At 71.1% G+C, this 26002-nt stretch carries 22 protein-coding genes; 11 read left to right on the forward strand and 11 right to left on the reverse strand.

Features of this window, described 5'->3' with window-relative positions; genetic code table 11:
• Positions 1-112 precede the first annotated feature (112 nt).
• Positions 113-2434: a winged helix-turn-helix domain-containing protein gene (locus J7520_RS02775; protein WP_291183615.1), complete on the reverse strand. Its 2322-nt coding sequence runs from the start codon at positions 2432-2434 to the stop codon at positions 113-115.
• A gap of 159 nt (positions 2435-2593) precedes the next feature.
• On the opposite strand from J7520_RS02775, the gene J7520_RS02780 reads away from it, so the two are divergent.
• On the forward strand, positions 2594-2989 hold the full coding sequence (locus J7520_RS02780; protein WP_291184886.1) for a phosphotransferase: 396 nt from the start codon (positions 2594-2596) through the stop codon (positions 2987-2989).
• Positions 2990-3088: 99 nt separating this feature from the next.
• Positions 3089-5365 carry a M13 family metallopeptidase gene (locus J7520_RS02785; RefSeq protein WP_291183618.1) on the forward strand — a complete coding sequence of 759 codons (2277 nt, stop codon included), beginning with the start codon at positions 3089-3091 and terminating at the stop codon, positions 5363-5365.
• Between the two features lie 19 nt (positions 5366-5384).
• On the opposite strand, the gene J7520_RS02790 is transcribed toward J7520_RS02785, so the two are convergent.
• A complete protein-coding gene (locus tag J7520_RS02790; RefSeq protein ID WP_291183620.1) occupies positions 5385-5978 on the reverse strand; it encodes an NAD(P)H-dependent oxidoreductase in 594 nt (197 codons plus the stop codon).
• Between the two features lie 21 nt (positions 5979-5999).
• The gene (locus J7520_RS02795; RefSeq protein ID WP_291183623.1) at positions 6000-6593 is read right to left on the reverse strand and encodes a LysE family transporter; all 594 of its coding nucleotides are present in this window, start codon (positions 6591-6593) and stop codon (positions 6000-6002) included.
• 107 nt (positions 6594-6700) lie between these two features.
• On the opposite strand from J7520_RS02795, the gene J7520_RS02800 reads away from it, so the two are divergent.
• The 6 genes from J7520_RS02800 to J7520_RS02825 all read left to right on the forward strand — a co-directional run bounded on the left by J7520_RS02800 (position 6701) and on the right by J7520_RS02825 (position 11243).
• Positions 6701-7588, forward strand: a complete 888-nt coding sequence (locus J7520_RS02800) for a LysR substrate-binding domain-containing protein (protein ID WP_291183626.1) — start codon at positions 6701-6703, stop codon at positions 7586-7588.
• Between the two features lie 272 nt (positions 7589-7860).
• Entirely contained in the window at positions 7861-8691 is an 831-nt protein-coding gene (locus tag J7520_RS02805; RefSeq protein WP_291183628.1) for an AraC family transcriptional regulator, read from the forward strand.
• A gap of 77 nt (positions 8692-8768) precedes the next feature.
• On the forward strand, positions 8769-8945 hold the full coding sequence (locus tag J7520_RS02810) for a hypothetical protein (RefSeq protein ID WP_291183630.1): 177 nt from the start codon (positions 8769-8771) through the stop codon (positions 8943-8945).
• A gap of 92 nt (positions 8946-9037) precedes the next feature.
• Positions 9038-9187 carry a hypothetical protein gene (locus J7520_RS02815; protein ID WP_291183633.1) on the forward strand — a complete coding sequence of 50 codons (150 nt, stop codon included), beginning with the start codon at positions 9038-9040 and terminating at the stop codon, positions 9185-9187.
• Between the two features lie 91 nt (positions 9188-9278).
• Complete coding sequence (gene fabG, locus J7520_RS02820; protein ID WP_291183636.1) at positions 9279-10007, forward strand: 3-oxoacyl-ACP reductase FabG; 729 nt, start codon at positions 9279-9281, stop codon at positions 10005-10007.
• A gap of 120 nt (positions 10008-10127) precedes the next feature.
• Complete coding sequence (locus J7520_RS02825; protein ID WP_291183640.1) at positions 10128-11243, forward strand: glycerophosphodiester phosphodiesterase; 1116 nt, start codon at positions 10128-10130, stop codon at positions 11241-11243.
• Between the two features lie 45 nt (positions 11244-11288).
• Here the strand turns inward: J7520_RS02825 and J7520_RS02830 are convergent, their stop codons facing one another.
• Genes J7520_RS02830 through J7520_RS02845 form a run of 4 tightly spaced genes read right to left on the reverse strand, consistent with a single transcriptional unit; the run spans position 11289 to position 15266 of the window.
• Positions 11289-12542 (reverse strand): cation:proton antiporter, encoded by a 1254-nt coding sequence (locus J7520_RS02830; protein ID WP_291183644.1) that lies wholly within the window; start codon positions 12540-12542, stop codon positions 11289-11291.
• Positions 12539-13300: a glycosyltransferase family 2 protein gene (locus J7520_RS02835; RefSeq protein ID WP_291183646.1), complete on the reverse strand. Its 762-nt coding sequence runs from the start codon at positions 13298-13300 to the stop codon at positions 12539-12541. The genes J7520_RS02830 and J7520_RS02835 overlap by 4 nt, the downstream gene beginning before the upstream one ends.
• On the reverse strand, positions 13297-14067 hold the full coding sequence (locus tag J7520_RS02840) for a beta-ketoacyl synthase chain length factor (RefSeq protein WP_291183649.1): 771 nt from the start codon (positions 14065-14067) through the stop codon (positions 13297-13299). The genes J7520_RS02835 and J7520_RS02840 overlap by 4 nt, the downstream gene beginning before the upstream one ends.
• Before the next feature lie 8 nt (positions 14068-14075).
• Entirely contained in the window at positions 14076-15266 is a 1191-nt protein-coding gene (locus J7520_RS02845; RefSeq protein WP_291183652.1) for a beta-ketoacyl-ACP synthase, read from the reverse strand.
• Between the two features lie 142 nt (positions 15267-15408).
• Here J7520_RS02845 and hemF point away from each other — a divergent pair, with 142 nt between their 5' ends.
• Entirely contained in the window at positions 15409-16338 is a 930-nt protein-coding gene (gene hemF, locus J7520_RS02850) for an oxygen-dependent coproporphyrinogen oxidase (protein ID WP_291183654.1), read from the forward strand.
• 21 nt (positions 16339-16359) lie between these two features.
• Here the strand turns inward: hemF and J7520_RS02855 are convergent, their stop codons facing one another.
• Positions 16360-16851 carry a DUF2782 domain-containing protein gene (locus tag J7520_RS02855; RefSeq protein ID WP_291183657.1) on the reverse strand — a complete coding sequence of 164 codons (492 nt, stop codon included), beginning with the start codon at positions 16849-16851 and terminating at the stop codon, positions 16360-16362.
• A 260-nt stretch (positions 16852-17111) separates the two neighbouring features.
• On the opposite strand from J7520_RS02855, the gene J7520_RS02860 reads away from it, so the two are divergent.
• Positions 17112-17867, forward strand: coding sequence for a hypothetical protein (locus J7520_RS02860; RefSeq protein WP_291183660.1), 756 nt, complete (start codon positions 17112-17114; stop codon positions 17865-17867).
• 145 nt (positions 17868-18012) lie between these two features.
• On the forward strand, positions 18013-20796 hold the full coding sequence (gene polA, locus J7520_RS02865; RefSeq protein ID WP_291183663.1) for a DNA polymerase I: 2784 nt from the start codon (positions 18013-18015) through the stop codon (positions 20794-20796).
• A 583-nt stretch (positions 20797-21379) separates the two neighbouring features.
• Here the strand turns inward: polA and J7520_RS02870 are convergent.
• The 3 genes from J7520_RS02870 to J7520_RS02880 are packed head-to-tail and all read right to left on the reverse strand — an operon-like array spanning position 21380 to position 25813.
• Positions 21380-22756: an AMP-binding protein gene (locus J7520_RS02870; protein ID WP_291183666.1), complete on the reverse strand. Its 1377-nt coding sequence runs from the start codon at positions 22754-22756 to the stop codon at positions 21380-21382.
• Positions 22757-22767: 11 nt separating this feature from the next.
• The gene (locus tag J7520_RS02875; RefSeq protein WP_291183668.1) at positions 22768-23325 is read right to left on the reverse strand and encodes a Sua5/YciO/YrdC/YwlC family protein; all 558 of its coding nucleotides are present in this window, start codon (positions 23323-23325) and stop codon (positions 22768-22770) included.
• 22 nt (positions 23326-23347) lie between these two features.
• The gene (locus tag J7520_RS02880) at positions 23348-25813 is read right to left on the reverse strand and encodes a DNA topoisomerase I (RefSeq protein WP_291183671.1); all 2466 of its coding nucleotides are present in this window, start codon (positions 25811-25813) and stop codon (positions 23348-23350) included.
• Positions 25814-26002 lie beyond the last annotated feature (189 nt).

Below are 26002 nucleotides of genomic sequence, written 5' to 3' on the forward strand. Positions count from 1 at the left end.
CAGGGATCTCGTACGACCGAGCGGGGCGCTCGTGAAGGTCCGACGTTCGGCGAATCGCCGCCGCCGCGCATGTAGAAAACGTGTATCGCGCGTGTGCGGACGGCGTAGAAGGTCAGTGCCGGGCCGAAATCACCTCGCTGACGCTGCGCTCGCCGGCCAGGCTTCGCGCGCGCTCCAGCGCCGTCGCGGCCGCCGCCGCGCGGCCGAGCGCGCTGTAGACCAGGGCCTCGCTCCAGGCCGCGCGCATGTCGCGCCCGGCCCAGGGCGCGATGCGGCCGTTGACCGAGGCCGCCTCGTCGAGGCGCCCCGCGGCGAGGAGCTCGCGCACGTACGGCAGGCCGACGCGGACCATCTCCTCCGGGATGGCGCGCGCGGTCGCGCGCGCCATCGCGTCGGCGAAGCGGCGCAGCGCGTCGTCGCGCTCGCCGGCGGCGGCGGACTGCTCGGCCTCGGCCAGCGTCAGGCGCACGGCGATGCCGGCGTCGGGCGCGGCCTCGTTCCAGGCACGCAGGCGCGCGATCTCGGCCGCGGCGGCGGGGAGGTCGCCGCCCTGCTGCCAGGCGCGTACGCGCAGCAGGCCGGCCTGCGCGTACTGCTCGCGGTTGCGCGCTTCCAGTGCCGGCGTCATCGCATCCCCGGCGAGTTCCGCCGCCCGGGCCGGATCGCCGCGCGCCAGCGCGATCTCGCCGGCCAGCGACTCGCCGAGCGCGCGCGCGATCGCATCGGCGTGCGCATCGCTGCCGTCGCGCAGCCCGGACAGCAGCAGGTCCGCTTCGCCGAGACGCCCCGCGCCGACCAGCGCGGCGGCGCGTGCGAACGTGTACTGCCAGCGCTGGCGCGGGTTGGCGCCGGCCGCGGCCGCCACGAACGGTTCGCTGGTCGCCAGCGCGGCGGCGTGGTCGAGCAGCAGCAACTCCGCCTCGACCATGACGATCTCGCTGGCCGCCAGCGCGTCGGCGGCGGCGTAGCGCTCGAAGCGCGCGTGCACGTTCTCGAGCAGCGGCAGCGCGCTCGCCGGCTGGCCGCGCTGCATCGCGTTGATGGCGAGATTGAGATCGACCAGGGCGACGCCGAGCGGATCGTTGCCGAGTTCGTAGAGCGTGCGCGCGCGGCCGTAGTCGGCCGCCGCGCGTTCCAGTTGCAATCGCTCGGCGGCGACGTTGGCCAGGCCCATGTGCGCCTTGGCGAGCACCGCCGGCTCGACGCCGTCCTGCAGGCCGGCCGCCTCGGCGAACGCCGGCTCCGCCGCGTCGAGGCGGCCCTGGCGCATCGACGCCGAGGCCAGCGTGTTCAGCGCGCGCGCGCGCAGGTCCGCGTCGGCATCCGCCGGCAGGCGTTCGAGCAGGCGCTGCGCCTCGTCGCGGCTGGCTGCGTAGTCGCCGGAGGAGAACGCGACCTGGGCGCGGCCGAGCGCGATCTCGGGACTGGCCTGCAGCGCTGGCGGCGCCTGCTCGATCACGCGCCGCGCGACCTCGATTTGACCGCTGAGCACGGCGGCGTTGACGCGCTGGCGCAAGGTCGCGGCCGCCAGCGCCGCGCCGCCCTGCTCGTCGCTCGGCGGCGTGCGGCCGAGCCGGATCAGCAGCTCGTCGGCGGCTGCGCGCGCCGCCTTCAGCGCGTCGTCCGCGTGCGTCTCGATCTCGACCGTGCGCGCCGCGCCGGCGGCGGTCAGCCGCATCGCCCAGACCCCGTGCGCGAGGTGCGCCTCGCCCTGCACGCGCCAGGCCGAGCGCGGTTCGTCGCGCGCCGGGTCGGCGCCGCGCGCCTTGATCAAGGCGAGCACGGTTTCGCTCGGCGTGGTCGCCATGCCGCCGCGACGCAGCTGCATCGCGATCAGGTCCATCAGGCCGAGACGCAGCCAGGCCGACTCCTCGCCGGCGTCGACGACGACCGGCAGCACCAGCGTGGAATCCTGCGCCGATTCAGTGGCGACCGGGGCACCGCGCTGCGACCGCCAGATCGCCGAACCGGCCAGCCCGAGCAGCGCGACCGCGACCACGGCGATGCCTGCGCCGAGAACCGCACCGCGACGCCGGCGCGGCGGTGTCGCCGCGGGCGTCGCCGCGGTTGCGGGTTGCGCCGTTTCCTCGGGCGCCGCCGGTGCGGGCTCGTCGTCCTCCTCGTCCAGCGGCATCACCCAGCGGTAGCCGAGCCGCGGCACGGTGCGGATGCAGCGCTGGGCATTGCCGTCGTCGCCGAGCACGCGACGCAGGCGCATGATCGCGTGGCTCAGGGAGACCTCGCTGACGTCGGCGCGGCCCCAGACCGCGGCCGCGAGTTCGTCGCGGCCGACCGGCCGGTCGCGGTGCCGGATCAGATGGATCAGGCAGTCGATCGTGCTCAGCGGCAGGTCGACGCGTCGTCCGTCCTCGAACAATTCGCGCGCCTGGGAATCGAGCCGGAACGCGCCGAATCGAAAGAACGGTGTCGCCATGCGGCTAGGTTACCCGCAGGCCCGCGCGCTCGCACGCCGGCGGCCGGCGCACCGCATAATCGCCGCTTTGCGCCGCCGCCCGCCATGCCGACCGGATCGAACCCGAGCCTCCCGTTGCCGAAATCCGACTGGGCCGCATTGATCCCGCACGCGGGGTCGATGTGCCTGCTCGACGAGGTCGTCGGCTGGGACGCGGCCGGCGTGCATGCGCGCACCGACTCGCATCGCCGCGCCGACCATCCGCTGCGCAGCGACGACCGCCTGCGCGCCCTGCACCTGTGCGAGTACGGCGCGCAGGCGATGGCCGTGCACGGCGGCCTGGTCGCGCGCGCCGCCGGCGGCGCGGCCAAGCCGGGCTACCTGGTGTCGCTGCGCGAGGTGGAACTGCACGTCGCGCGCATCGACGACCTCGCCGGCACGCTCGACGTGCACGCCGAACGCCTGCTCGGCGGCGAAGGCAGCTGGCAGTACGCGTTCCGCGTCGAGCACCGCGGCGCACTGCTGGCGAGCGGCCGCGCGGCGGTGATGCAGGCGCGGGAACGCGGCCCGCGCTGAGCGCGCGTCGCGTGCCATTTTGCACACTCGACGCCGGCCCGGCCCGGCGCGACACTGCGCGCTCGTCGAACGCGAGGCTTGGAAATGAGGATCACGAGGATGGGCGAACACTCGATCGGCCGCGCCGCCTGCGGCGCGTTTCTCGGCATCGCGTTCGCCTTGGCCGGCAGCGCCGGCGCGAGCGAATCCGCTGCCGCGCCATTGCCGCCGAAGCCGCCCGCGCCGGGCTCCGATCGCGACCTGCACGACTGCATTCCGTCGGCCGGCTACACCTGGTGCGTGCGCACCAGCCGATGCGAGCGACCGTGGGAGCTGGCGCGCGCGCAAGGCTTCGACAACACCAGCGAAGCGTTCGACCGGTTCTGCGGTGCGGCGACGCCGGCCGCGACGGCGGCCAAGCCGGTGCTCGGCAGTTTCGGTTTCGACGCTTCCGGCATGGACCGCAGCGTCGCACCCGGCGACGAGTTCTTCGAGTACGCCGACGGCAACTGGGTGAAGCACACCGAGATTCCGGCCGACCGTTCCAGCTACAACAGCTTCACCGTGCTGACCGAGCAGGCGCGCAAGGACACGCGCACGATCCTCGAGGAAGCCGCGGCGCAATCGGGCGCCGGCGGCGATCGCGCGAAGATCGGCAACTACTACGCCGCGTTCCTCGACGAGGCCGGCATCGAGGCGAAGGGCGTCGCGCCGATCAAGGCCGAACTCGAATCGATCGCCGCGATCGCCGACAAGAAGTCGCTCGCGCGCGCGTTCGGCGCCTCGCTGCGCGCCGACGTCGACCTGCTCAACGCGACCAACTACTACACCGACCGCCTGTTCGGCCTGTGGGTGTCGCCGAACCTGCGGAGGCCCGAAGGCTACGCGCCGTATCTGGTGCAGGGCGGCCTCGGCATGCCCGATCGCGATTTCTACCTCGAAGGCGGCCGCATGGCCGAGCTGCGCGCGCAGTACGCGGCCTACGTCGCCCAGCTGTTCGCGCTGGCCGGCGTCGCCGACGGCGAGGCGAAGGCCAAGCGCATCCTCGCGCTCGAAACCGCGATCGCGCGCGCACACGCCAGCCAGCTCGACACCAACGACGTGCGCAAGGGCGCCAACGAATGGGCGGCGAAGGAATTCGCCAAGCGCGCGCCGGGCCTGCACTGGAGCGTCTTCTTCGACGCCGCCGGCCTGCAGGCGCAGCCGAACTTCGTCGTGTGGCAGCCGAAGGCGGTCGGCGGCATCGCCGCGCTGGTCGGTCGCGAGCCATTGGCGACCTGGAAGGACTATCTCGCCTTCCACGCGCTCGATCGTGCCGCGACCTATCTGCCGAAGGCGTTCGCCGACGCGCATTTCGCCTTCCACGGCACCGCGCTGTCCGGCACGCCGCAGCAGCAGGAACGCTGGAAGCGCGCCGTCGACGAGACCGATCACGCACTCGGCGAGGCGGTCGGCAAGGTCTACGTCGAGAAGCATTTCCCGGCCGCGACCAAGGCGCGCGCCGAGGCGATGGTGAAGAACGTCGTGATCGCGTTCGGCCATCGCATCGACGCGCTGGAATGGATGACGCCGGAAACCAAGCGGCGCGCCAAGGCCAAGCTCGCCGGTCTGGAAGTCGGCGTCGGCCATCCGGAAACCTGGCGCGACTACACCGCGCTCGAGGTGCGCCGCGACGACGCGCTCGGCAACGTGCAGCGCGCGAGCCTGTTCGAGTACCGGCGCAATCTCGCCAAGCTCGGCCGGCCGGTCGATCGCGGCGAGTGGTTCCTGCTGCCGCAGGAGGTGAACGCGCTGAACGTGCCGCTGGAGAATCGCCTGATCTTCCCGGCGGCGATCCTGCAGCCGCCGTTCTTCGACGGCGCCGCCGACGATGCGGTCAACTACGGCGCGATCGGCGCGGTGATCGGACACGAGATCAGCCACAGCTTCGACAACAGCGGCGCGCTGTTCGACGAACACGGCAAGCTGGCGAACTGGTGGACGAAGCAGGATCTCGAACATTTCGAGGCGGCGGGGAAGGCGCTGGCGGCACAGTTCGACGCCTACAAGCCGTTCCCGGATCTCGCCGTCAACGGCAAGCTGACGCTGGGCGAGAACATCGCCGACGTCGCCGGTCTCGCCACCGCCTACGACGCCTACAAGCTCGCGCATCCCGGGGCGGGCGAGACGCTCGACGGGTTCACGCCCGACCAGCGCCTGTTCCTCGGCTGGGCGCAAGCCTGGCGCAGCAAGGCGCGCGAACCGGCCTTGCGCAACACGTTGCTCACCAACGTGCACGCGCCGGGCCGCTACCGCGCGCTGACCGTGCGCAACCTCGACGCCTGGTATCCGGCCTTCGACGTGAAGCCCGGACAGAAGCTCCACCTCGCGCCGGCGGAGCGCGTGAAGGTCTGGTAGGCGATGCCCGCGCGCCGCGTTACGCGGCGCGCATCGCGTCGCCGTGGAGCGCGTCGATCCAGCCGGCGAAGGCGTCGAGCAAGCGGTGCAGCGACGCCTCGACGGCTGCGTCGACGAGCGCGCCGTTCGCGTCGAACGCCTGCGCGGCGTCGCGCACGAACAGCATCGGCGCCGGCAGCACCGCCGACTCGGTCGCCGCCAGCACCTGGCGCAGCGCGGCCTGCGCCAGGCGCGTGCCCCAGCGTCCGGGACTCGCGCCGAGGATCGCCACCGGCTTGCCGACCAGCACCTCGACCGGCGCCGGCCGCGACAGCCAGTCGAGCGCGTTCTTCAGCACGCCGGGAATCGACTGGTTGTATTCGGGTGTCGCGATCAGCACGCCGTCGGCGCCGGCGACCGCCTCGCGCAAGGCGCGCACGCCGTCGGGGCCGTCGCCGGTCGCGCGCTCCAGGTCCTCGTCGAACAAGGGCACCCCGCGCAGGTCGTGCCGCACGACGTGCACGTGCGCGGGTGCGATGCGCGCGGCCGCGTCGAGCAGCCGGCCGTTGTAGCCGTCGCGGCGCAGGCTGCCCGCAATGGCGAGCACGCGAATGGAACCGTCCGGGAAGCGCATGTCGATCTCCTTGGTGGCTTTTCAGGTAGGCAGCAGCAGCGCCGCCGCGCAAGCGACCAGCAACAGGCCGAGCGCGCGGTCGACGCGCTCGCGCAAGCGGCCGTCGCCGAGCCGTCGCGCGAGCGCACGGCCGAAGCCGGCCCACAGCAGCAGGCAGGGAATCGGAATCGCGACGGCGAGCGGCGCCAGTCGCAGCCAGGTCGTCGCTGCGTCCTGCGCGGGCATCGCGGCGACGATCGTCAGCATCATCACCCAGGTCTTCGGATTGGCGAGCTGGAACGCGCACAGCGCGAAGAAGCCTCGCGGCAACGCCGCCGTCGCGCCGGCGGACGAGCCGCGCCACGCCAGGCGCAGACCGAGCCAGGCCAGATAGCCGGCACCGAGGGCGGCGGCGACCGCACGCAGCCAGGGCCATGCGCCGAATGCGGCGCCGACGCCGAAGACGACCAGGCTCAGCACCAGCAGACCGCCGCCGACGATGCCGGCGACGGCGGGCAGCGCGTCGCGGACGCGGGCGGCGGCGGCGTGCATCACGATGAGGTTGTTCGGGCCGGGCGTGATCGCGGCGACGGCGAGCAGGCCGGCGGCGGCGAGGAGGGATTCCGCGGGATTCATGTATGGTCTCGCGACGGCACCAGCGGCCGTCGATCAAGTGAACATGGTCGCCATTCTTCGCCGCCGACGTGGTGCGTACCGGCACCGACTGGTCTAATCTTCAGACCATGAAGGAGCTTCCGCTCAACGCCCTGCGCGCCTTCGCGGCGGCGCATGCGCACGGCGGCGTGCGTGCCGCCGCGCGCGAACTCGGCGTCGCGCACTCCGCGGTCAGCCGCCACCTCGACGAACTGGAGCGTTGGCTCGGCGTCGGCCTGTTCGAGGAGCTGGCGCGCGGTCGGCGCGGTTGGCGGCCGACGCCGCAGGCGCGCGCGCTCGGCGAGCGCCTGCTCGCCGCGCTGCGCGAGATCGAATCGGCGAGCGCGGCGATCCGCGAGACGCGTTCGCCGTTCACGGTCACGATCTCGACCACGCCCTCGCTGGCGGCGCGCTGGCTGCTGCCGCGTCTGCCCGGACTTTCGCGGGCGCATCCGCGCATCGAAGTGTCGGTGGTCGTGAACCAGCGCCTCGACGACTTCGCCGGCGGTGACGTCGACCTCGCCCTGCGCATGGGCCGCGGCCCGTGGCCGGGTCTGCATTGCGAGGTGCTGATGCACGATGCGCTGGTGCCGCTGCTGAGTCCTGCGCTGTGGCAGGCGAGCGGACGTCCGCGCGACCCGGCGCAGCTGGCCGGGCTGCCGCTGCTGCACGACCGCGATCCGCAGACCGGCTGGGAACGCTGGCGCGCGGCGTTCGGTCCGCCGCGGCTGGCCTTGCAGCGCGGTCCGCGCTACGCCTCTTCGGACCTGCTGCTGCGCGCCGCGGTGCAGGGGCAGGGCATCGCACTCGCGCGCGAGCGCCTCGCCGCGGACGAACTCGACGCCGGCACCTTGCTGCGGCCGTTCGGCACGCGCTCGCTGCCGCTGCCGGATGCGTACTGGATCGTGCGGCCGCCGGGCGCGATGCGCGCGGCACTCGCGGCGGTCGTGCACTGGCTGAAGCAGCACGTCGACTGAGCGCGTCACTCGCGCCAGAAACGCGCGAATCTCCTCTGGCGCCGCTGCGGCGCGTCGCACGCGTTCCACTCCGCTCGCTCCCGCTCTGCGCTACGGAAACACGATTCGGTCGGGCGCGCAAAAAAACACAGCGATTCGGTCGGGCCGTACGGCGGAAGTCCGCCGCGCGTGACGACGTCGGCTCGGAAGCGGGGCTGCGAAGCACAGACGCGAACGGGCGGAACGGAGTATGTTGCGCGCCTCGGACACGCCCTTGCGCGAATCGCCATCCCATGACGGAACTCTCGGTCCAGCTGCTGCTGCGCACGGATACCCTGGCGATCCGCGACGTGGTCTGCACCGGCGAATGCCGGCACCGCAGCGCGGAGGAGTGCTCGAGCCACACGCATCTGGTGTTTCCGTACCGCGGCGTCTACGTGCGCCATCTGGGCCGCGACCTGGCGGTCGCGGAGGCGAACCAGGTGCTGTTCTTCAATCGCGACGAGGGCTATCGCGTCAGCCATCCGGTGGCCGGCGGCGACGCCTGTCTGGTGCTCGCGCTCGACGAGCCGTGGCTGCGCGAACTGGTGCCGAAGAGTCAGATCCGCGAAGGCGGCGCGCTGGCGTTCCGCCGCCAGCGCCTGCGCATCGACCCGCGCGCGCAGGCGCTGGTCGCGCTGCTGCGCCACAGCCTCGCGCGCGGCGCGGCCGAGCCGCTGGAGGCCGAGACGCTGGCGCTGACCTTGCTGCGGCGCGCGGTCGGCGAGCGCACCTCGCACGCGGCCGGCGCCAGCGCCGGCCGGCAGCGGCTGGTCGATCGCGCCAAGCTCGTGCTCGGTTCCGATCCGGCGCGGCGCTGGACGCTGGCCGAGATCGCGGCCGAGGTCGGCGTGTCGCCGGTGTACCTGACGCAGGTGTTCCGCCAGGTCGAGGCGATGCCGCTGTATCGCTACCAGCTGCATCTGCGCCTGGCGCGCGCGCTCGACCTGCTCGGCGACTACGACGACCTGACCCGGCTCGGTGCCGACCTGGGTTTCTCCAGCCACAGCCATTTCAGCGCCGCGTTCCGCCAGGTGTACGGCCGCACGCCGGCCGAGTTCCAGCGCTCGGTGCACGCTCGCTAAAGTTTCCGACAGCGCCGCCGCGCCCTCGCGTGGTCTCCTGTGCCTGCCCGAATCGCGGGCATCAGCGGAGAGAACTCATGAACGACAAGACCTGCGCTGCCTGCGGCGGCACGCTCGCCACGCGCAATGCACGAGGGCGCAGCCGTGCGCTGCGGACACGCGTCGCCGAGTACGGCCGCCGCCCGTGGCGCGATTTCCGCGTCGATCCCGCGCCGTCGCGCGGCTACGCATCGCTGTTCCGCGTCCGTGGCTGAGCGCGCGTCGCTAAAGATTTCGACAGCGACGCGGCGACGGAATTGGTCTGCTATGTCCACCCGATGTCCGGGTCCAACCAGGAGTACGAATCATGACTGCGAAAACCTGTGCCGCATGCGACTACGAGCTGGACGCGAACGCGATCAAGGTCGAGATCGGCGGCAAGACCGTCGAGGTGTGTTGCGAGGATTGCGCGCGCGCCCTGCAGGAAGCGCACGCGGCGGCGAAGAAGAGCGCGTGAGGCGGATGCGATCGCGCGGCATCGGCAGCCGCCGCGCGATCGCCCATTCGAATTGCGGCATCATGCGCCGATTCTCCATCGGGTTCGGCACATGAATCGAAACAGGCGCGCGCTGGTCACCGGCGGCAGCGGTGACATCGGCGGCGCGATCGCGCAGGCCCTGGCGGCGGACGGATGCGAGGTGTTCGTGCACGCGAATGCGCAGTTCGCACGCGCCGAGGCGGTGGTCGAGTCGATCCGTGCGAACGGCGGCACCGCGCACGCGCTTTCCTTCGATCTGGTCGACGGCGCGGCCACGCGCGCGGCGCTCGACGACCTGCTCGAGGGCGGGCCGATTCCAATCCTCGTACACAACGCCGGCGTGCACGACGACGCGCCGCTGGCCGGCATGCGCGAGGAACAGTGGCGGCGCGTGATCGACGTTTCGCTGCACGGTTTCTTCCACGCCAGCCAGCCGCTGCTGCTGCCGATGGCGCGATTGCGCTGGGGCCGCATCGTCTGCGTGTCGTCGGTCGCGGCCGTGCTCGGCAATCGCGGCCAGGTCAACTACGCGGCGGCGAAGTCGGCGCTGCACGGCGCGGCGAAGTCGCTGGCGCGCGAGATGGCGTCGCGCGGCATCACGGTCAACGTCGTCGCGCCGGGCGTGATCGCCGGGCGCATGAGCGAAGGCGCCTTCGGCGAGGCCGAGATCAAGGCGCTGGTGCCGGCCGGTCGCGCCGGCACGCCGGAGGAGGTCGCGGCATTGGTGCGCTTCCTGTGTTCCGAGGAGGCCGCGTACGTCAACGGCCAGGTCATCGGCATCAACGGTGGCATGGCGTGACGCCGTGCGCGGTCGCGCAACGCCGCGGTAACGGACGTTTCATGCACGCACGGCAAGCTCGTTCGCGAAGGGGGCAACCACATGCGCGGCGCGTTCGACGCGTCGCGCCGGGAGTTTGCCATGCGCTCCATCCTGCTCGCGATCGGCTTCGCCGCCGTGTCTAGTCTCACCGCCCACGCCGCCGAGGGCGACGACGCATTGAACAGCCGTCCGATCACCAATGCGCCGCTGGTGATCGGCCACCGTGGTGCCAGCGGCTACCGCCCGGAACACACGCTGGCTTCCTACGAGCTGGCGATCGACCTCGGCGCCGACTTCGTCGAGCCGGACCTGGTCTCGACCCGCGACGGCGTGCTGGTCGCGCGCCACGAGAACGAGATCGGCGGCACCACCGACGTCGCCGACCACTCCGAGTTCGCCGCGCGCCGTACCACCAAGACCATCGACGGCAACGCCGTCACCGGCTGGTTCACCGAAGACTTCACCCTGGTCGAGCTGAAGACGTTGCGCGCGCGCGAGCGCCTGCCGGAGCTGCGCCAGCGCAACACGCTGTACGACGATCGTTACGAGATTCCGACTCTGGACGAAGTCATCGCGCTGGTGAAGTCCAAGCAGCACAGCCTGCACCGCACGATCGGCCTGTATCCGGAAACCAAGCATCCGACCTACTTCCGCAGCATCGGCCTCGCGCTGGAGACGCCGCTGGTGCGCACGCTGCATCGCGCCGGCTATCGCAACGCACGCGCGCCGGTGTTCATCCAGTCCTTCGAGGTCGGCAACCTGCGCGATCTCAGCCGCATGACGCGCCTGCCGCTGGTGCAGCTGATCGACGCCGCCGGCCAGCCGTACGACTTCACCGCCAGCGGCGATCCGCGCACCTACGCCGATCTGGTCACGCCGGCCGGGCTGCGCGAGATCGGCCAGTACGCGAGCGGCGTCGGCGTGGCGAAGAACCTGATCGTTCCGCGCGCCGCCGACGGCACGCTGCTCGCGCCGACCACCCTGATCGACGACGCGCACGCGGCCGGCCTGGTCGTGCACGCCTGGACCTTCCGCAACGAGAACAGCTTCCTGCCGCTCGACTTCCGCGTGGGCGACGCGGCGAGCCCGGTCTACCCGAGCCTGTACGGCAAGGCCTTCGACGAGTACGCGCTGTTCTTCGGTCTCGGCCTCGACGGTGCCTTCAGCGACAACCCGGACACCGCGATCGCGGCGCGCGCGGCGATCGCGCGCTGAGCGTCGACACGCAGGCCGGCCGGCACATGGACGTGCCGGCGCGCATTACTGCGATTCGCGCGCCAGTCCCTGCGGCGCGGCATGCCGGCCCCGCGTCAGCCAGCCGACGATCGGCGAGGTCATCAAGGTCGTCACGATCGCCATCACGGTCAGCATCGTGAAGAGCTCGTGGCCGATCACGCCGGCGTCGAGACCGACCTTCAGTACGATCAGCTCCATCAGGCCGCGCGTGTTCATCAGCGCGCCGAGGGTGAGCGCCGAGCGCCAGGGCAGCCCGGCGATGCGCGCGCCGGCACCGGCGCCGAGCAGCTTGCCGGCGATCGCCACGGCGAGGACCAGGCCGAGCATCGGCAGCGCCGCCGCGGCGAACGCGTCGGCGCTGGTGTTGAGCCCGGCCAGGGCGAAGAACACCGGCATCAGCGCGAGCACGGCGACGTGCTCGATGCGTTCGATCAATATTTCCAGCAGGCGATCGTCGCGCGGCAGGCACAGGCCGAACAGGAACGCGCCGAACACCGCGTGCAGGCCGAGCCACTCGGTCGCGGCTGCCATCGCGCAGGCGCCGGCGAGCAGCACGCCGAGTACGCCGCCGGTCGGCCGTCCGTCGTCGGCGTGGCGCGCGAGCCAGCGTGCGATCAGCGGGCGCAGCAGCACGAAGCCGAGCGCGGCGATCGCGGCGAGTCCGACGAGCGCGCGCGCGAAGCCTTGCCAGCCCTGCGCACCGACCAGCGCGACGACCAGGGCCAGGAGAATCCACGCCAGGGCATCGGCGATCGCCGCCGCGGCCAGCGCGAGCTGGCCGACCGCGCCGCGCGTCAGATCGCGATCCTTGAGGATGCGCGCGAGCACCGGGAATGCGGTGATGCCGAGCGACACGGCGAGGAACAGCGCGAACGGCCAGAAGCCGACGCCGTCCGGCGCGTAGTGCGCGTGCAGCAGCGGCGCCAGGCCGAGGCCGAGCGCGACCGGTACCACGACCGCGAGTACGCCGATCCAGGCCGCGGCGAGGAGGCCGGCGCGCGCCCCGTGCGGCGCACGCAGCTCGGCGCCGATGACGAACATGAACAGCACCAGGCCGATCTGGCTGATGCCGTTCAGCGCGACCAGATGCTCGGGCGCGAACAGCCAACGATGCAGCTCCGGCGCCAGCGCGCCGAAGGCGATCGGGCCGAGCAGGAAGCCCGCGATCATCTCGCCGATCACCGGCGGCTGGCCCAGCCGTCCGAGCAGCCAGGCGAGCAGGCGCGCCAATCCGAGGATCAGCGCGAGTTGCAGCAACAGATGCGACGTCGCGTTCACGGCAGCGGCGGATCGACCACCTGCGGTGGCGTCGAGTGCGAACGGCGATAGCTGTCGACGACGTGGCCGTAGTGGATCACGCGCCGCAGTGTGTACCAGACGATGCGCGCGATGTCGCGCACCGGGCGGAAATGGCTGGCGCGGAATTCGCCGTGGTAGCGCGACTCGATCGGCACCGAGACGATGCCGAGCCTCTTCTCGCGCGCGGCGGCGATCAGGATGGCGGCCTCGAAGACGAAGTCGTCGGCTTCCAGGTCGGCCAGCTCCAGCGCGCCGCGCGGGTAGTAGCGCTGCCCGCTCTGCGTGTCGGCGACCGGCACGCCGCAGCCCCAGGAGATGCCCCAGTCGGCGACCGCATTGGCGCGCCGCCGCGCCGGCGGCTGGTTCTCGCGGTTCTTCAGCCGCGCGCCGATCACGATGTGCTCGGGATAGCGCCGCGCGGCGGCGAGCAGACGCGGAATGTCGGCGGCCAGGTGCTGGCCGTCGCCGTCCATCGCGATCACCGCGTCGAAGCCGAGTTCGCGCGCCTTGCGGAAGCCGTCGCGCAGGCCCTGGCCCTTGCCGAGCGGCGTCGGGTGGCGGATCACGGTGATCGGCAGGCCGGCGACGCGTTCGAGGGTGGCGTCGGTGGAACCGTCGTCGACCAGGATCACGTGCGGGCAGAGCGCGAGTACGGACTCGACCACGCCGCGGATCGCGCGCTCCTCGTTCAGGGCCGGGATGACCACCGCGACGCGCGCGGCATCGGTCGCGCTCATGCCAGCACCTCGACCCGCAGCGAGCTGTGCGTTCCGTACGGCAGGCGCAGCTCGGCGGCTTCGCCGCGCGCGAGCGCGCGCAGCAGCGGCAGCGCGGCGGTGACCGGGTGCGTCGCCGGGTCGATCTCGACCGGCGTCGGTTCGTGGCGCAGGCGCAGCACGGCGCGCTTGCGCTCGTCGGGATCGGCGTTCAGCACGAAGGCGGCGCCGAGCGAGGCCTGCGCGTGCACGACCTCGGCCAGCGGGCCGGCGGCGGCGCTGTCGTAGGCGGCGAACAGCACCGGCTGGCGCCCGGCCAGCGTTTCCAGCGCGGCTTCGAGCAGGCCGGCGGCGAAGCTGCCGACGCCGGCGGCGAGCGCGGTCGACGCAGCGCGGCAGCCGGTGGCGACGGTCCAGTAGCCGGCCGGCGCGTTGTGCACGGAATTGTGGAAGCGCGTCGGCGAGACTTCGAGCGGCGCGCTGGCCAGCGTGGTGCAGACCGCGTCGGCGGTGGCGACGTCGCCGCGCATCGAGGCGAATACGCACGGCAGCTCGCCCGGCGGGCGCGCGGCGGCGGCACAGGCCTGCCCGGCGATCTCGCAGGCGAGCAGCACCAGATCCGGCGCGCGGCGGCGTTCGCCCGGCGCGAGCAGACTCGCCGGCGGCTTGGCCGCGCCGGCGTCGGCGAGGTCGGCGCCGGCGCGCAGCGCTTGCTCGGCGCTGGTCCAGTCCGGCCATTGCGGCGACCACCAGCCGATGCCTTCGATGTGCACGCGGAGCGCATCCATGCCGGTACTCAATGCGCGCGGCCGAAAGCGAGCGTGCAGTTGTTGCCGCCGAAGCCGAACGAGTTGCTCAGCGCGACGCAGATCGCGCGCGGTTCGTTGTCGAACGCGAACGAGGCGCTGCAGGCGGGATCGGGCATGACGGCGTTGAGGCAGCCGGGCACGAATGCGTGCTCCATCGCCAGCAGGGTCAGCACGCTTTCGAGGATGCCGGCGGCGCCGAGCGTGTGGCCGGTCCAGCCCTTGGTCGCGCTGACGCGGGTCGAGGCGTCGAACACCTCGCCGATCACGGCGGCTTCGACGGCGTCGTTCTTCGGCGTCGCGGTGCCGTGCAGGTTGACGTAGTCGACCTCGCGCGGCGACACGCCCGCGCGCGCCAGCGCGTCGGCCAGCGCGCGGCGCGCGCCGAGGCCTTCCGGATGCGGCGTGGACATGTGGTACGCGTCGGAGGATTCGCCGTAGCCGAGCAGGCGCGGCGCGTCCGCCGCGCCCTCGCGCTCGAGCAGGGCGAAGCCGGCCGCCTCGCCGATCGACAGCCCGCGCCGTTCGGCGTCGAACGGGCGGCAGGGCTCCGGCGCGACCAGCTCCAGCGCGTTGAAGCCGAACAGCACGCTGCCGCAGAGCGTGTCGACGCCGGCGAGCACCGCCGCGTCGGCGACGCCCAGGCGCAGCAGCCGCTCGGCCTTGGCGAAGATCTTCGCGCTCGACGAGCAGGCGGTGGCGACGGTCAGGCAGGGGCCGCGGGTGCCGAGCGCGGCCTGGAGGAACGCGGCCAGCGAATGCGGCGTGTGCAGCATCGGTTCGCGCAGGGGCGCGGGAAAGCGGCCGCCGTCGAGTTCGCGGTAGGCCTGCTCGGTCGCGCCGATGCTGGCGGTCGAGGTGCCCACGACCAGCGCGACGCGCCCGGCGCCGTGGCGCTCGATGCAGGCGCGCGCGGCGTCGAGGAAGCCGTCGGCGCCGAGGCCGAGCCAGGCGAGGCGGTTGTTGCGGCTGTCGTGTCCGGCCTGGGCCGGCGGCAGCGCCGCGGCCTCGACGCCGTCGACGCGGCCGATCGCGCAAGGCAGCGGTTCGCGCGTGAAGTCGTTCGCGCGCAGGCCGCTGCGGCGCGCGTGCAGCGCGGCGGCGTGCGCATCGCGTCCGCGCCCGAGGGCGGACGTCGCGGTGTACGCGGTGATGGCGAGAGGAGGAATGCGGCTCGGCACGTCGCAAGCGGGCGAAGGGACTTTTGGAATTATGACACGCCGCCGCGCGCGGCAAGCCGGGCGGCTGCGGCGTCGTACCGCGGCGGCGCCGTGCGCGGCCCTGCTACGATCCTTCACGTCTCGACTTTCGCCGGACTCGACCGTGACCACCGCTGCGCCGTCCCCGCAACTCGACGCCATCGCCGATTTCCTCGGCGACCTGCAGGATCGCGTGTGCGACGCGCTCGCGCGGGCCGACGGCGGTGCGACGTTCGCGGAGGATGCCTGGCAGCGAAGCAGCGCCGGTTCCCTTCTGGGCGGCGGTCGCTCGCGCGTGCTGAAGAACGGCGCCGTGTTCGAGCAGGCCGGCGTGAACTTCTCGCGCGTGTCCGGCGAACGCCTGCCGCCGGCGGCGAGCGCGCATCGTCCGGAACTGGCCGGGCGCAGCTGGAGCGCGCTCGGCGTGTCGCTGGTCGTGCATCCGCGCAATCCGTACCTGCCGACCACGCACATGAACGTGCGCTACTTCGAGGCGCGCGCCGACGGCCAGGCACCGGTGTGGTGGTTCGGCGGCGGCTTCGACCTGACGCCGTTCTATCCGTTCGACGAAGACGTGCGCCATTGGCACACGGTCGCGCGCGATCTGTGCGCACCGTTCGGCGAGGACGTCTACCCGCGCTACAAGCGCTGGTGCGACGAGTACTTCCACCTGAAGCACCGCGGCGAGACGCGCGGCGTCGGCGGGTTGTTCTTCGACGACCTGAACGCGTGGGACTTCGAGCGCTGCTTCGCCTTCACGCGCGCAGTCGGCGACGGGTTTCTCGATGCGTACCTGCCGATCGTGGAGCGGCGCAAGGCGACGTCGTACGGCGAGCGCGAGCGCGAATTCCAGCTCTATCGCCGCGGCCGCTACGTCGAGTTCAACCTCGTGTTCGATCGCGGCACCCTGTTCGGCCTGCAATCGGGCGGCCGCACCGAATCGATCCTGATGAGCCTGCCGCCGCGCGTGCGTTTCGAATACGGCTACGTGCCGGAACCGGGCAGCGCCGAGGCGCGGCTGGCCGACTATCTGACGCCGCGTGACTGGGTGTGAGCGGTCGAAGGCGCGTGCGGCTTACTTCCACTCGTACAGGGTGAAGTACACCGGCGCCACCGGTCCTTCCTTCGGGTCGCGGATCAGCCGGCCGCTGCCGTCCTCGTCGTAGAAGGTCTGCACCGGACCCTGCGGCTTGCGGATCTTGATCATCCACAGGCGGCCGTTCTGGCGGTATTCCTCGACCGTGTCGTCGCCCTGCTTGCGCGTGGTGATCTGGCTGGCGGCGACGCGCTCGGCGTTGACGGTGCGATCGCGCGAGGCCTTGTCGCGCACCAGGCGCGCATCGGGCTTGGGCAGCGGCGCCAGCGGATCCTGATCGGCCTGCGCGGCGTCCGCCGGCTCGGCGTCGTTCGTCGCGGCGGGCTCCTGCGCCTGCACGCCCGGATCGTCGATGCCGGGCGGCGGCGGCACCTCGGCTTTCGGCTTGCGCTCGGCGGCGATGGCGGGCGCCGTGGCGACGAAACCGGCGGCGAGCAGGGCGGCAAGAAGAAGACGGAGTTTCGGGGTCATGGCGGCGCCTCCTTGGAATGAAGGGAGCCTAGCAGACCGCCGTTGAACCTGGGCGAACGCGCTGCGCGTTCCCGGTGATCGTGCGCCTCGGGCATCGCGACGCTCGTTCGCGCTGCCCGCTGCGGTCGGCCGCACCAGCGCCGATCGGAGACGGGTCCGGTTGCCGCATCGGAGCGGGTGCGGCCTCGCGATGCGATCGCCGTTCGGATCGGCGCCGCGCTTTTGCGTAGCAGAGGACGGTCCCCTTCTGGAGTCCCGCCATGTTTCCGCGTCCGCTTTCCGCCCTGTTCGCCGCCGCCTGTGCGTGGCTGGCCGTTCCCGCCGCCGCACAGACGACCTTCCTCGCCGGCGTCGAGGCGATCGACGCGCCGATGCAGGTGACGCCCTGGTACAACGGTCCCATCACGCGCATCGGCACGGTCCAGTACTGCCTCAGCGATCCGCCGATCTTCTCGGATCGCGTGATGGGCTACGCCGGCTTCAGCCACCCGCCGCCGGACTTCACCCCGGCGCTCGGCGAGGTGTTCTACACGCATGTCGTGCTCGGCCATCCGGGCAATCCCTGCACCGGCAGCGCGGTCGGCATCGAGCTGATCCTGCCGCCGGGCATCGAGATCGCCAATTCGGCCGTCGATCCGGTGTTCTGCTTCGGGATCCTGCCCAACCCCAATCGCCTGCACAATCTCGATACCGATCCCGACTACGGCTGCCCGACGAGCTTTCCGCTGGGGCTGGAAGGGTATGCCGTCCGGCCGCTGCGCGGCGGACTCGGCCACAGCGGCGCATGGGGCATGCACCAGGGGTTCTGGCTGGAAATCCTGATCCCGCTGCGCGCGACGCAGGTGCAGCTCGGCAACGACGAGATCGTCTGGCGCGTGAATCCGGATGTCGGCGTGGTCGGCTACCCGCACGTACCGGCATTCGCCAACGGCGACGTGATCTTCCGTGCCGCGATGGAGGACACGCTGCTCAACCTCGATCTGTGCACGCTCAATCCGCCGCCGCAGGGGTGCTGAGATAGGGCCCATCATCCGGCTTCCGCCGGCCGCGTCGGATTCGGTCGGTTCGCAGGCGGGAGGATCGGCAGGCAATGACGGGCCCGGCGTTGCAAAGCCGGCGGGTGCGCGCCAAGCTGCGGGCCCGCTGCCGTCCCGCATTGCCATGTCCGCACCGCGTCCGCGCCTCGTCCTCATCGACGGTTCCTCGTATCTCTACCGCGCGTTCCACGCGCTGCCGCCGCTGTCGAACGCGGCCGGCGAACCGACCGGCGCGCTGTTCGGCGTGGTCAACATGCTGCGCGCGATCCTGAAGCAGAAACCCGACTACGCCGCCTTCGTGCAGGACGCGCCGGGGCCGACGTTCCGCGACGCGCTGTATCCCGCCTACAAGGCGACGCGGCAGGCCACGCCGGAGGATCTGATCGCGCAGGTCGAACCGATGATGCAGATCGTCTCCGCGCTCGGCTTTCCGATTCTGCGCGTCGACGGCGTCGAGGCCGACGACGTCATCGGCACGCTGGCCAGGCGCGCCGTCGCCGAAGGCATCGACGTGACGGTGTCGACCGGCGACAAGGATTTCGCGCAGCTCGTCGAGCCCGGCATCGAACTGGTCAACACGATGACCAACACCACGCTCGACGCCGCCGCCGTGATCGAGAAGTTCGGCGTGCGGCCGGACCAGATCGTCGACTATCTCGCGCTGATGGGCGACAGCGTCGACAACATCCCCGGCGTCGAGAAGTGCGGACCGAAGACCGCGGCGAAGTGGCTGGCCGAGTACGGCAGCCTCGACGGCGTGATCGCGGCTGCGGAAAAGGTCGGCGGCAAGATCGGCGAGAACCTGCGCAAGGCGCTGCCGCAGCTGCCGCTGTCGCGGCAACTGGCGACGATCAAGACCGACGTCGAGCTGGAGCAGGGGCCGGGCGATCTGCATCTGCGCGATCGCGACGTCGACGCGCTGCGCGGGTTGTACAAGCGCTACGAGTTCAATGCGGCGTTGAAGGAACTGGAAGCGTCCGGCGCGTCTGCGATCTCGCTCCCGCGAGCGGGGGAAACCGTGGGCGCGGGAGCGGAGAGCGGCGCGGATTCCCCCGTTCGCGCGGACGCCGGCGCCGAGGCGCTCGACGGCACGCTCGTCGGCCCTGGCGAATACGAACTGGTGACGACGCGGGCGCAGCTGGACGCATGGATCGAAAAGCTGCGCACGGCCGAGCTGATCGCATTCGACAGCGAGACGACCTCGCTCGATCCGATGTCGGCCGAGATCGTCGGCCTGTCCTTCGCGGTGGAGCCGAAATCGGCCTGCTACATCCCGCTCGGCCACGACTATCCCGGCGCGCCGGCACAGCTGCCGCGCGAGGAGGTGCTGGCGGCGCTGAAGCCGATTCTCGAGGACGCGCAGCGGCCGAAGCTGGGGCAGCACGCGAAGTACGACGTCAACGTGCTGTCGAACGTCGGCGTCACGGTGCGCGGCATCGCGCACGACACGATGCTCGAATCCTACGTGCTGCATTCGACCTGGCGGCACGACATGGACACGCAGGCCAAGCGCGTGCTCGGCTACGAGACGATCCACTACGAGGACGTCGCCGGCAAGGGCGCCAAGCAGATTCCGTTTTCGCAAGTCGACGTCGATACCGCGTGCCGGTACGCCGCCGAGGACGCCGACGTCACGTTGCGCCTGCACCGCGTGCAGTGGCCGCAGCTGGAAGCCGACGAAGGGTTGCGCTCGGTCTATCGGACGATCGAAATGCCTTTGGTGCCGGTGCTGGCGCGCATGGAGCAGCGCGGCGTGCTGATCGACGCCGTCGCGCTGAAGCGGCAGAGCCATGAGCTGGCCAAGCGCATGTACGAGTTGACCGAGCGCGCGTACGCGCTGGCCGGGCGCAACTTCAGCCTCGACTCGACCAAGCAGCTCGGCGGGATCCTGTTCGAGGAACTGAAGCTGCCGGTGATGGTGAAGACGCCGGGCGGCCAGCCGTCGACCAACGAAGAAGCGCTCGAGGCGATCGCCGATCAGCACGAGCTGCCGCGTGTGATCCTCGACTATCGCAGCCTCGCCAAGCTGCGCAGCACCTACACGGAGAAACTCGCCGAGACCGCCAATCCGCGCACCGGTCGCGTGCACACCAGCTACGGCCAGGCGACCGCGGCGACCGGGCGCTTGTCCTCGACCGATCCGAACCTGCAGAACATCCCGATCCGCACCGAGGAAGGCCGCCGCATCCGCCAGGCCTTCGTCGCGCCGGACGGCTGGAAGATCGTCGCGGCCGACTATTCGCAGATCGAGCTGCGCATCATGGCGCACCTGTCGGGCGACGCCGGCCTGCTCGCCGCATTCCACGGCGGCCAGGACGTGCATCGCGCCACCGCGGCCGAGGTGTTCGGCCTGCCGCAGGAGCAGGTCGACGCGAACCAGCGCCGCGCCGCGAAGGCGATCAACTTCGGCCTGATGTACGGCATGAGCGCGTTCGGGCTCGCGCGCCAGCTCGGCGTGCCGCGCGGCGAGGCGCAGGACTACATGGCGCGCTACTTCGCGCGCTATCCGGGCGTGCAGCGATTCATGGAGGAAACGCGCGAGAAGGCGCGCCGAGACGGCTACGTCGAGACCCTGTTCGGGCGGCGCCTGCATCTGGACTACATCAATTCGCGCAACGCCGCGCAGCGCGCCGGCGCCGAACGCGCCGCGATCAACGCGCCGATGCAGGGTACCGCCGCCGACATCATCAAGCGGGCGATGATCGCGGTCGACGCCTGGCTGCTCGACCGACAGGATTCGGCGCGCATGCTGATGCAGGTGCACGACGAACTGGTGTTCGAGGTGCGCGCCGACGCGATCGATTCCGTCGTCGCCGGCGTGCGCGAGCGCATGTCGGCCGCGGCGGAACTGGCGGTGCCGCTGGTGGTCGACGTCGGCGTCGGTGCGAATTGGGACCAGGCGCATTGAGCGAAGCGGAAGTTCGCGCCGGACGTTCGGAACAGCGGAGCAAACTGGGAGAAGCGGATAAGTCGCTTTTTTCCTTTGGTTTTTTTGCCGCATCTTCCACCGGGGTGCGGTTCGCGACGGCGTCGTTTTCGGCTTCTTCGCTCCGTGAATGAATGCCCGCTAAACGTGACCGCCGCGGTCCTGGAAACTTTTCGGCGCAATGCCCATCTATGTTTCCGGGCGCACGCAACGGCGCCCTGGTTCACTCACCTCCCTGAGTGCAACCCCGCGAAGGCCGGTCCCTCCCCAGACCGGTTTTCACCGCCCCGAGGGCTCCCCCTGGCCCTCGGGGCATTTTATTTGTGCGATCCGTCCGGGATCGCCGCGACCTGCCGATCTTGCGAGGCGTAAGGCGGTTGTCTTTCGGGGGCGTCTACTCGCGGCCATCCATGGCCGCACTTCTCAAGTGAAGCACGGCTTCGAGTGGGGCGTTCGGGTGTCGAAAAGCTACCGGTCGTCATTCCCGCAAACGCGGGAACCCCACGTGCCTTCCGCGTCCGCAAGCCGTTGGCTCCGCGCGGAGCCATCCTGTACGTCGATTCCCTCAGGCGTCGCCGTCGCGTGACAGCGCGGCGAGCAGCGCCGCGCGCGGCAGCTTGCCGGTTTCGTTGCGCGGCAGCGCGGCGAGCTTGCGCAGCGGCCGCGGCAGGAAGGCGGGGTCGATCTCGGCGCGCAGTGCTTCGAGCAGCTCCGCTTCCGATCGCTCCGGCGCGACGACCAGCGCGGCGATGCGGCGCACGCCGATCGCGTCCGGCTCGTCCTGCTGCACGACCGCGGCGTCGCGCACGCCCGGCAGGGCGAGCAGGCGGCGCGTGAGGTCGGCCAGCGAGGCGCGCTTGCCGGCGATCTCGATCAGGTCCGCATGGCGCCCGCACAGGCGGAAGCCTTGCGGCGGGCGGAGTTCGACCAGGTCCTGCAGCGCAACCGGTTGATCGAAATGGGCAGCGTCGACGAGGGTGCCGTCCGGCTGCGGACGCAGGCGGATGCTCTCGTACAGCCGCCAATCGGTCTCGTGCGCGGTGCGGCGCTGCGCGATCACGCAGGTCTCGGTCGAGCCGAACAGTTCCAGCACGGGCGCGCCGTAGCGCGCTTCGGCGGCGGCGGCGAGCTCGGCGTCCAGCGGCGCGGTCGCCGAGGTGATCGCGGCGAGTTTCGGTAACGCCACCGGATCGGCGAGCAGGGCGCGCAGATGCACCGGCGTGGTCACCAGCAGGCGCGGTTCCGGCACGTCGGCGAGCGCGGCGGCGACGTCGGCCGGGAACAGCGGCTGGCCGCCGTGCACGGCGAACGGCCCGAGCAGCGGCAGCAGGACCGACATCTCGATGCCGTACATGTGCTGCGGCGGCACCGTCGCGACGACGTGCGCGATCGCGCCAGGCGCGAGCTGCATGGCCTCGCTCAGCGCGGCGACGTTGTAGGCGGTGCTGGCGCTGAAGGAGCTCCAGCGCTTCGGATTGGGCTTCGGCTGGCCGGTGCTGCCCGAGGTGTAGCCGATCGCCGCGATCTGCTCGCCGGCGATCCGCGGCAGCGTCGGCGTCGCCTCGCCGCCGAGCGGCGGCAAGGTCACGAAGCGGTTCGAGGCCGCTGCCGGCGGATGTTCGCCGAGCGCGTAGCTGCCGGCATTGGCGGCCAGCGCGTCCTCGATCGCCTGGCGCGCGCGCGAGGGCGGCAGCAGGTTGGTCTGGCCGCGGGCGAGCACGGCGCAGAACGCGACCAGGAACGCGTAGCGGTCCGTGCACAGGTTGACGGCGCTGCTGCAAGTCGAAGGCAGCACGGCGGCGACGCTGGCGACGTCGGCCAGGAATTCGGCGACGCAGATCGTGCGACCGCGACGCCAGGCGAGCGGACGTTCCGCATCCGCCAGATTGAGCAATGGCAGCACGCAAGGCCGACGCCCTGCGCGTTCGATGACAGCAACCATAAATCCCCGCACTAGTCCCGCAGTACCGCCCCGGTGATAGCGTCGCGGATTGGCGTCGGCCGCTCAAGTCCCCCCACGGTTTCGTTCAGGATCGCGTCGAGTCGGTCGCCGAACCGCATCCGCACTTCCTCGGCGCTGCGCGCCGGCGGTTCGCCGTGGCGATTGGCGCTGGTGGAGACCAGCGCGCCGCCGAAAGCGCGGCAGAGCGCGGCGGCTGGCGCGTGCGCGGTCACGCGCAGCGCGATGCCGGCATGGCCGCCGGCGATCCAGCCCGGCACGCCGGCGGCGCGCGGGAAAATCCAGGTGTGCGGGCCGGGCCAGCTGGCCTGCGCGTGCGACAGCGCCGCGGCGGGCGTCGCGGCGAGGTCGATGTACGGCGCGACGTGCGCGAATTCGGCGCCGATCAGCAGCACGCCCTGGGTCGGCGGACGCTCTTTCAGCGCGAATAATCGTTCGAACGCGATGCGGTCATGCGGATCGCAGCCGAGGCCGAACACGGCCTCGGTCGGATAGGCGACGACGCCGCCGGCGTGCAGCGCCTCGGCGGCGAATTTGGCGGAGCCGTTCATCGGCGTGGCGGCCGATTCCGATTCACGACGTCGAGACCTTCTTCGCCGCGGCTTTCTTCGTTGCGGTCTTCTTGGCGGCTTTCTTAGCCGGCGCTTTCTTGACGGGAGCCTTCTTCGCCGCGGTTTTCTTCGGAGCCTTCTCCGCCGCTGCCGCGGTCTTCGCCGCCTTGCCCTTGCCGAAGCGTCCGCCACCGCGCTTGGGACGGTTCGGCGCCGCGGCGAGCAAGTCGACGCACTCGGCCTCGGTCAGTTCGCGCGGTTCCTTGTCCTTCGGGATGCGCGCATTCTTCTCACCGTCGGTGATGTACGGTCCGTAGCGGCCGTTCAGCACCTGAACGCCGTTGCCGAAGTCCTGGATGATGCGGTTCGCGGCGGCCTCGATCTTGGCGCGGATCAGTTCCAGCGCGCGCGGCAGTTCGATCGTGTACGGGTCGTCGCCGGGCTGCAGCGAAGCGTACATCGAGCCGTGCTTGACGAACGGGCCGAAGCGGCCGACGCCGACCGTGATCTCCTCGCCGTCGTCGGCCTTGCCGAGGTTGCGCGGCAGCTTGAACAGCTCCAGCGCCTCCTCCAGCGTGATCGTGTGCATGCTCTGGCCGGTGCGCAGGCTCGCGAACTTCGGCTTGTCCTCGTCGTCCTTGCTACCGATCTGCGCGAACGGCCCGTAGCGGCCGAGGCGCACCTGCACCGGCTTGCCGGACTTCGGATCGACGCCGAGCTCGCGTGCGCCGGTCGCCTCGGAGCGGTCGACGGTCTCGTTCTTGTCGTCGACGGTCGCCTTGAACGGCTTCCAGAACTTCGTCAGCAGCGGTACCCAGTCCTCTTCGCCGCGACTGACCGCGTCGAGTTCGTCCTCGAGCTTGGCGGTGAAGTCGTAGTCGACGTACTGCGCGAAGTGCCCGGACAGGAACTTGCCGACCGCGCGGCCGACGTCGGTCGGCCGGAAGCGGCGCGATTCGAGGATCACGTATTCGCGATTGAGCAGCACCTGGATGATGCTGGCGTAGGTCGACGGGCGGCCGATGCCGTATTCCTCCAGCGCTTTCACCAGCGAGGCCTCGGAATAGCGCGGCGGCGGCTCGGTGAAGTGCTGGTCGGCCTCGATCGCGGCCAGCGGCACGGCTTCGCCGATCGTCATCGCCGGCAGCTTGCGGCCCTCGTCCTCGTCCTCGGCGTTCTTCGCGTCGCGGCCTTCCTCGTACACGGCGAGGAAGCCCGGATCGACCACGGTCGTGCCGCTGGCGCGGAACATCGAATCGCCGCCGGCGTCGAGGTCGACCGAGACCGTGTTCAGCGTCGCGTGCTGCATCTGGCTGGCCAGCGCGCGCTTCCAGATCAGCTCGTAGAGCTTGCGCTGTTCGTCGTTGAGGTAGGCCGCGATGTCCTTCGGCCGGTGCAGGGCCGAGGTCGGGCGGATCGCTTCGTGCGCTTCCTGCGCGTTCTTGGACTTGTTGCGGTAGAAATGCGGCTGCTCGGGCAGCGCGCGCGCGCCGTAGTCACGGCCGATGACTTCGCGCAGCTCGGTGATCGCGTCCATCGACAGCGACACCGCGTCGGTACGCATGTAGGTGATCAGGCCGACCACGCCCTCGTCGCCGAGCGCGACGCCTTCGTACAGGCCCTGCGCGATCTTCATCGTGCGGCTGGTCGAGAAACCGAGCTTGCGCGCGGCCTCCTGCTGCAGGGTCGAGGTGGTGAACGGCGGCGACGGGCGGCGCTTGCGCTCCTTCGACTCGACGTTGGCGACGACCAGGCGCCCTTGCGCGGAGCGCAGCAGCGCGTCGCGCGCGGCGTGCGCGTCGGCCTCGTTGGTCAGGTCGAACTGCTCGAACTTCTTGCCGCGCAGCTTGGTCAGGCGTGCCTTGAAGGCCTGGTCCGGATGCGCGCAGTCCGCTTCGATCGTCCAGTATTCGCGCGCCTTGAACGCCTCGATCTCTTCCTCGCGCTCGACGATCATGCGCAGCGCCGGCGACTGCACGCGGCCGGCGGAGAGGCCGCGCTGCACCTTGCGCCACAGCACCGGCGACAGGTTGAAGCCGACCAGGTAGTCGAGCGCGCGGCGCGCCTGCTGTGCGTTGACCAGGTCCATCGAGAGCTGGCGCGGATGCGCCACCGCTTCCTTGATCGCGCGCGGCGTGATCTCGCTGAACACGACGCGATGCAGCGTCTTGCCGTCGAGCAGCTTGCGCGACTTCAGGATCTCGGCGATGTGCCAGGAGATCGCCTCGCCTTCGCGATCCAAGTCGGTCGCCAGATACAGGGCGTCGGCCACTTTGGCCGCCTTCGCGATCGCGTCGACGTGTTTTTCGTTGCGGTCGATGACCTCGTAGTTCATCGCGAAGTCGCGCTCGGGATCGACCGCGCCTTCCTTCGGCACCAGGTCGCGCACGTGGCCGTAGGACGCCAGCACGTGGAAGTCCTTGCCGAGATACTTGTTGATCGTCTTCGCCTTCGCCGGCGATTCGACGATCAGGAGATTCTTTGCCATCGGGAGTCCTTGGTCGGCGTCCGGCCGGTAGCGGCCGGACACCCGCGCGGATGATGCGCGTCAGCGGTAAAAGCCAGGTGACGAGCGCGTCGCGTTCCTCGTCGTTCTTTCTCTAGTGGATACATGGGGCCGGCGGGGTGTCAAGCGAAGCGAGTGGCTCAACGCGGCTGTGGAGCACCTGCGATTCGA

The organism is Dokdonella sp. (assembly GCF_017744955.1).
Classification (GTDB): Bacteria; Pseudomonadota; Gammaproteobacteria; order Xanthomonadales; family Rhodanobacteraceae; genus Dokdonella_A.